2 protein-coding genes are annotated in these 1,044 nt (G+C 47.3%); one reads left to right on the top strand and one right to left on the bottom strand.

Features of this window, described 5'->3' with window-relative positions:
* Positions 1 to 241: dephospho-CoA kinase (locus ACS8FC_RS14980; RefSeq protein WP_439297356.1), on the top strand; the 241-nt coding region annotated here is incomplete at its 5' end.
* Here the strand turns inward: ACS8FC_RS14980 and rlmB are convergent.
* Positions 204 to 974, bottom strand: coding sequence for a 23S rRNA (guanosine(2251)-2'-O)-methyltransferase RlmB (gene rlmB / locus ACS8FC_RS14975; protein WP_439297355.1), 771 nt, complete (start codon positions 972 to 974; stop codon positions 204 to 206). The two genes, ACS8FC_RS14980 and rlmB, sit on opposite strands and share 38 nt — an antisense overlap.
* Between the last annotated feature and the right edge of the window lie 70 nt (positions 975 to 1,044).

The raw sequence follows: 1,044 nt of genomic DNA, 5'->3' as shown, positions 1-1,044 counted from the left end.
TATCCTTGTGATGGATGCCACCGAAGACACGCAACTTGCGCGTGCCAGTCAGCGTGATGATCAAAGCATTCAAAAAATCAAAGCTATTATGACCAACCAACTCAGTCGTGAAGAGCGCAATCGTCATGCAGACGATGTCATACTCAACGAGAGCGACCTTGCCTCTCTATACTTACAGCTAGAACCCTTACACCAAGAGTATCTTACGCTTGCCCAGCAGCTAAAGTTCGCTGGCGATTAACCTCATATAGAGCCATACCAGTAGCGACGCTTACGTTTAAGCTTTGTAGGTTACCATGCTCGTTTCCTGACATCGGAATATAGACCAGCTCATCGCAGCTCTCCATTGTCAGGCGGCGCATCCCCTCTCCTTCTGACCCCATGATGATGGCGGTTTTACCAGTCAGATCAGCGGCATGGATAGGCTTCGCATCGGCATTGAGTGCCGTACCAAACACAAATACTCCTGCGTTTTTGATTTGCGAAAGTGTACGTGCCAAATTGGTGACACTAATAATTGGCATCATTTCTGCGGCACCAACCGATACTTTAGCGACTGTGGGCGTCAGACTTGCTGCATGGTGCTTTGGACAAACCACAGCATCCACACCCATTGCTACGGCTGTACGTAAGCAAGCGCCAAAGTTATGTGCGTCTGTGATTTGATCTAGCACTAATAATAGGCACTGTTCGCGACCAATAATGGTATCAAGTAGACCTTCATCAGCAAAACCTAGCGGACGAGCATTGAGTACCACTCCTTGATGCTGCGGGCTACCACATAGCTGTGTCAGCTTATCTTTTTGGGTCGGCTGGATACTGATACCATTAGCTTCCACCTCAGCCATAATGGCTTGTACATGACTGTCACTTTCGCGTCCCTGTTGCACAAACAAGCTAAGACCATCCAAAGGGCGGTGTTTAAGTAACGCATCAATGGCATGAATGCCGTAAAAATAAATGGGTTTTGCCATAATAGGCCTATTAAATATCAGGTGGGTATCGCGCTAAGCGATGGAATAAGAAGAATGTCATTGGCATTGA

This window comes from Psychrobacter sp. 1Y4 (assembly GCF_051847555.1).
This window is presented reverse-complemented; position numbering and strand designations above follow the sequence as displayed.

Bases quoted from the DNA above. Each gene is read 5' to 3' on its own strand.
- rlmB (WP_439297355.1), bottom strand. From the start codon at position 974: ATGGCAAAACCCATTTATTTTTACGGCATTCATGCCATTGATGCGTTA.